This is a genomic window from Polaromonas sp. (assembly GCF_018780625.1).
Classification (GTDB): Bacteria; Pseudomonadota; Gammaproteobacteria; order Burkholderiales; family Burkholderiaceae_C; genus Polaromonas.
On sequence record NZ_JADMJK010000080.1, the window covers coordinates 1 to 5,863 of the forward strand.

Sequence of the window (5,863 nt, forward strand, 5' to 3'; positions counted from 1 at the left end):
AAAACCGCGATCTGCGACCCCGAACTCACGCTGGGCCTGCCCGCCCACCTGACGGCCGCCACCGGCATGGATGCTATTGCGCATTGCATGGAAACCTTCATGGCACCGCTTTTCAACCCGCCAGCCGACGGCATTGCGCTGGACGGCCTGGAGCGCGGCTGGGCGCACATCGAACGCGCCACGCAGGACGGCAGCGACCGCGAGGCGCGGCTCAATATGATGAGCGCGTCCATGCAGGGGGCGATGGCGTTCCAGAAAGGCCTGGGCTGCGTGCATTCGCTGAGCCACAGCCTGGGCGGCGTGGATCCGCGCCTGCACCACGGCACGCTGAACGCGATGTTTTTGCCCGCCGTGGTGCGTTTCAACGCCAGCGCTGAATCGATTCAAAAAGAAAACCGGCTGGACCGCATGGCGCGCGCCATGGGCCTGGCTTCTGGCGGCGACATTCCCGATGCGATCAGGGACATGAACGCCCGCCTCGGCCTGCCCACTGGCTTGGCGGCCATGGGCGTGCAAGCCAGCCAGTTTGACGCCATCATCGCCGGCGCGATGGCCGATCATTGCCACAAGACGAATCCGCGCATTGCAACCGTGGACGAGTACCGCGAGATGCTGGCGCAGGCGCTTTAGGTTACGGGCGACATGCTACTCTAACGACCGTACCTATTTTGCTGTAGCCCTATTTAACTATAAATAATGATGCTTGGTCCAGCAGGATCAAGCGCTTATTTCTTGAGCGCCGCCAGCTTGCTAAACGCGGATTCCATGGCGGTTGAGGCCGAAGGCTGCGGCGCAGTGGGCCGACTGCCACCATAGCTGCCGCCCCGGTTCTGCGGACCCGGCCGGGCGCTTTCAAAGCGATTGTCGCGCGGGCCGTCGCGGCGCGGTGGCGCAGCGTCCAGCTTCATGGTCAGGCCAATGCGCTTGCGCGCCACATCCACCTCGGTCACGCGGACCTTGACGATGTCGCCGGTTTTCACGACCTCGCGCGCATCGGTCACGAACTTGTTGGACAGCTGGCTCACATGCACCAGGCCGTCCTGGTGCACGCCGATGTCGATGAAGGCGCCGAAGGCCGCAACGTTGCTGACCGTGCCTTCGAGCGTCATGCCTTCTTTCAGGTCCTTGATGTCTTCCACGCCGTCGTTGAAGCGGGCCACCTTGAAGTCAGGGCGCGGGTCGCGGCCCGGTTTTTCAAGCTCGGCGATGATGTCTTTCACGGTGATGACGCCAAACTTCTCATTGGCGAACAGTTCGGGTTTGAGCGTCTTGAGCATCTCGGCCCGGCCCATCAGTTCGGCCACCGGCTTGCCGGTATGCAGCATGATTTTTTCGACGACCGAATAGGTTTCAGGATGCACGCCGGTCATGTCCAGCGGATTGGTGCTGGCGCGCAGGCGCAAAAATCCCGCGCTTTGCTCGAAGGTCTTGGCGCCCAGGCCGGTCACCTTGAGCAAATCGGCACGGCTGGCAAACGCGCCGTTGGCATCGCGCCAACGCACGACGGACTTGGCCACGGTCTGGCTCAGGCCGGACACGCGCGCCAGCAGCGGCACGCTGGCGGTGTTCAGGTCGACGCCGACGCTGTTCACGCAATCCTCGACCACCGTGTCCAGGCTGCGCGCCAGGTCGCTCTGGTTCACGTCATGTTGGTACTGGCCCACGCCGATCGATTTCGGGTCAATCTTGACCAGTTCGGCCAGCGGATCCTGCAGCCGGCGCGCAATGCTGGCTGCGCCGCGCAGGCTCACGTCGACGTCTGGCATTTCCTGACTGGCAAATTCGCTGGCTGAATAAACCGAGGCGCCGGCTTCGCTGACGACCACGCGCTGCATACCGTCGATGCGCTTCATCAGGTCGGCGGCCAGCTTGTCCGTTTCACGGCTGGCCGTGCCGTTGCCGATGGCGATCAGGTTCACGCCATGCTTTTCGCAGAGCTTGGTCAGGGTGTGGAGCGAACCATCCCAGTCCTTGCGCGGCTCGTGCGGGTAAATGGTGGCGGTTTCGACCAGCTTGCCGGTGGCATCGACCACCGCCACCTTCACGCCGGTTCGAATGCCGGGATCCAGACCCATCACCACGCGCGGGCCGGCCGGCGCGGCCAGCAGCAGGTCGCGCAGGTTGTCGGCAAACACCTTGATGGCGACTTTTTCGGCGTCTTCGCGCAGGCGGGTGAACAGGTCGCGCTCAAGCGACAGGCTGAGCTTGACGCGCCAGGTCCAGGCCACGCATTTGCGCAGCAGGTCGTCAGCCGGGCGGGACTTGTGGCTCCAGCCCAGGTGCAGGGCGATTTTTCCCTCGGCAATGCTGGGCTGGCCTGCTTCAGGCGGCACCGGCAACACCAGTTTGGCGTCCAGGATTTCCAGCCCGCGGCCGCGGAACACGGCCAGCGCGCGGTGCGACGGCACGCGGCCAATCGGCTCGTCGTAATCAAAATAATCGCGAAACTTGGCATGGTCGGCGTTGTTTTCATCCTTGCCGGTCACCAGTTTGGACGAGAACAGTCCCTCGTTCCAGAGCCAGCCGCGCAGCGACTGCACCAGACCAGCGTCTTCGGCCCAACGCTCACTCAAGATGTCGCGCACGCCGTCGAGCACGGACTGCACGGTGGTGAAATCGTCGCCTGTCTCGTTCTTTTCCGCTTTGACATAGGCAGCCGCTTCGTCGGCCGGGACCCGCGTTGGATCGGCAAACAGCGCGTCGGCCAGCGGTTCAATGCCCGCCTCCCGGGCGATCTGGCCCTTGGTCCGGCGTTTGGTCTTGTAGGGCAGATACAAGTCCTCCAGATCCTGCTTGGTGGCGGCGAATTCAATCGAGGCGCGCAGTTCGGGCGTGAGCTTGCCCTGCTCGGCGATGCTTTTGAGCACCGACTCACGGCGGTCTTCGAGTTCCCGCAGGTAGCCGAGTCGGTAATCCAGTTCGCGCAGTTGAATATCGTCCAGCCCGCCAGTGGCTTCCTTGCGATAGCGCGCAATAAAGGGCACCGTTGCGCCGCCATCAAGCAGTTCCACCGCCGCCTTGACTTGGTGCTCTTGGGCTTTGATTTCTGCGGCGATCTGACGGATGATTTTGTGCATATGGGGATAAGTATTTGACAGGCAGCGAAGGAACAAAAACAGGCGTTTCCGCCCGCAAACTGACGATAAACGACGGCATTGTCCCACAGCCGAAAACAGATACAGACCGCTACACTTGGCAGCGAAAGCCAAGCAAAATCACACCATCTTCAGAGAGCCCATCATGCGTATCCGCACCATTCTTTTAGTCTTGGCCATCTTGATCGTTGCGGCTTTTGTCGCACTGAACATGGAAGAGTTCACCCGCATCAGCACGCTCAGCCTGGGGTTCGCCACCGTTCAGGTTTCTCTGGGTCTGGTCATGCTGGTCACGCTTGCCGCAGCAACCGTTATTTTTCTGGCCAGTGCACTTTATATGCAAAGCACCAACCTGCTGGAAATGCGAAAGCACACCAAAGAACTCAATTCACAGCGCGAACTCGCCGACAAGGCCGAGGCCTCACGCTTTACCGAATTACAGAATTTTCTGACAACGCAAGCGGCCACCCAACAGCAGCGGCAGTCTGATGTTGACGCTGCGCTAGCAGAAAGCTTTGCACGGCAGCAGCAAGCGCTGATGGCCCGGATTGAACAATCCGACAACACGCTAGCCGCATACATAGGGCAGTTGCAGGATAAATTGGAGCGCGCAGCGCCCATGACAGGCACCTGAGACCACAGGGGGCCGGTTCACCGCGCCATGTGAGGAGATTTCCAACAGACCAAGAAGCAGACCGGCAACTTGCAAGGCCAAGGTTCCGAGTACCGGGCGGCAAGTTGGCTTTGATCCATACTATGTTCTGGACAACTTACTGACTTTGCCTCTCATGATCAAAACATCTACTGACAAAAACAAAATCAAGTTTCTTTTCCTGGAAGGCATTCACCCATCGGCCGTCCAGGTGCTGAACGCAGCGGGCTACACGAACATTGAAAGCCTGGCCGGCGCGCTGCCTGAGGATGAACTCAAGGCCAAGATCGCAGACGTGCATTTCATCGGTATCCGCTCCAGAACCATGCTGACAGCTGACGTTTTTGCCCATGCCACGAAACTTGCAGCCGTCGGGTGCTTTTGCATTGGCACCAACCAGGTTGATTTGGATGCGGCACGCGAGCGCGGCATCGCGGTTTTCAATGCGCCCTATTCCAACACCCGCTCCGTCGCAGAACTGGTGTTGGCCGAGGCGATCTTGCTGCTGCGCGGCGTTCCCGAAAAAAGTGCGGTGGCTCATCGCGGCGGCTGGCTCAAGTCGGCTGAAAATGCCTATGAAATTCGCGGAAAAACCTTGGGCATTATTGGTTACGGCTCTATTGGCACCCAGTTGTCGGTGCTGGCCGAAGCACTTGGCATGAAAGTGGTTTTTTTCGACGTGGTCACCAAGCTGCCGCTGGGCAATGCCCGGCAGGTGGCTAATTTGAAGGAGTTGCTGGCCCAGTCGGATGTGGTTTCGCTGCATGTTCCTGAAACTCAGGCCACCCAATGGATGATCGACGAGCCAGAGATTGCAGCCATGAAACCGGGCAGCGTATTGATTAACGCTTCACGTGGCACGGTGGTCAGGATTGAGCCGCTGGCCGAAGCCCTGCAACAAAAAAAGCTGCTGGGTGCGGCAATTGACGTGTTTCCGGTGGAGCCGCGCAGCAACAAAGACATGTTTGAATCGCCCTTGCGCGGCTTGGACAACGTGATCCTCACGCCGCATGTGGGTGGATCAACGATGGAGGCACAAGAAAATATTGGTATCGAAGTAGCAGAAAAGCTCGTGAAGTACAGCGACAACGGAACCTCGACCTCATCCGTCAACTTTCCCGAAGTAGCCTTGCCCGCCCATCCAGGCAAACATCGGCTTCTGCACATTCACCGCAATGTGCCGGGCGTGCTGTCAGACGTCAACAAGGTTTTTTCCGACAATCACATCAACATCGCCTCGCAGTATCTGCAAACGAATGAAGCCATCGGATATGTGGTGATCGACGTTGATGCCGAATACTCGGACATGGCGCTGGCCAAGCTGGCCGACGTACCGGGAACCATTCGTAGCCGGGTTCTTTTTTAAGCGGTTCCAGCAGGGCAGGCGCACGTAGATATTAAAAATGGGATCTTCAGGCAACAAGTAACGCTATTTTGCAGGCGCCTGAAGTCCGAGAAATGCAGCGAGGGACGCGGTAGGCAGAGCGCCTTCCTGTGTGACCAAGTCACCTGTCTGGGCATGCGTACCGACAATCGTCGGGACAGAAGCAAAGCCAAACCGGTTGAACAATTCGGTATTTTTTGCGACTGCAGCCTTTTTTGTATCCAGATTGCCCCCCGCACTGATACCGCCTCGCCGAGCTTGCAAGGAAGCCTCGTGCTCATCCATCGCAGACACCGGATCTTGAGCAGCCAATAAGGTTGCACCCTGTGCTGTACTGGATGCATTGATCAAGCCCACGGGAATCCATACAAATTTAGCCTGCGACCTCAGGGGCTCAGCGCTTTTCCACAAGGCAGCGCAATGGGGGCACTGTGCATCGAAGAAAACATAAATAGTCCTTACGCTCATGGCTGGGCCGACCGCAAAGCCTTCTGCTTCCGCCGCAATGACCGCCATCGAAACCTGAGCGGAGACCGCTTTGGTTGAGGTATTCTGCGCTGTGCTCGATGTGTTGTCACAGCCCGACAGCAAGAGACTGGCTGCAGTGAACGTCGCAAGGAGGATTTTCAATAAAGGTTTAAGCATCGTGATCAAAAAAGTGAAAAAAGATTGGCGATTTTCCCAAATCATTCAATTACAGAAGAATGCTTGAAATGATAAGCCGATCTTTTG

Annotated in this window: 5 protein-coding genes; 3 read left to right on the forward strand and 2 right to left on the reverse strand. The window is 58.7% G+C overall.

Annotated elements, in window-relative coordinates; genetic code table 11:
* The coding region (locus IV091_RS07210; RefSeq protein WP_293467013.1) for an iron-containing alcohol dehydrogenase at window positions 1–630 on the forward strand (630 nt) is incomplete at its 5' end.
* Between the two features lie 95 nt (window positions 631–725).
* On the opposite strand, the gene IV091_RS07215 is transcribed toward IV091_RS07210, so the two are convergent.
* Window positions 726–3,077 (reverse strand): Tex family protein, encoded by a 2,352-nt coding sequence (locus IV091_RS07215; RefSeq protein ID WP_293467014.1) that lies wholly within the window; start codon window positions 3,075–3,077, stop codon window positions 726–728.
* A 163-nt stretch (window positions 3,078–3,240) separates the two neighbouring features.
* On the opposite strand from IV091_RS07215, the gene IV091_RS07220 reads away from it, so the two are divergent.
* Entirely contained in the window at window positions 3,241–3,729 is a 489-nt protein-coding gene (locus IV091_RS07220) for a hypothetical protein (protein WP_293467015.1), read from the forward strand.
* 154 nt (window positions 3,730–3,883) lie between these two features.
* Window positions 3,884–5,113: a phosphoglycerate dehydrogenase gene (gene serA / locus IV091_RS07225; protein ID WP_293467016.1), complete on the forward strand. Its 1,230-nt coding sequence runs from the start codon at window positions 3,884–3,886 to the stop codon at window positions 5,111–5,113.
* Between the two features lie 63 nt (window positions 5,114–5,176).
* Here serA and IV091_RS07230 read toward each other — a convergent pair whose 3' ends face one another.
* Window positions 5,177–5,821, reverse strand: a complete 645-nt coding sequence (locus IV091_RS07230; RefSeq protein WP_293467017.1) for a DsbC family protein — start codon at window positions 5,819–5,821, stop codon at window positions 5,177–5,179.
* Between the last annotated feature and the right edge of the window lie 42 nt (window positions 5,822–5,863).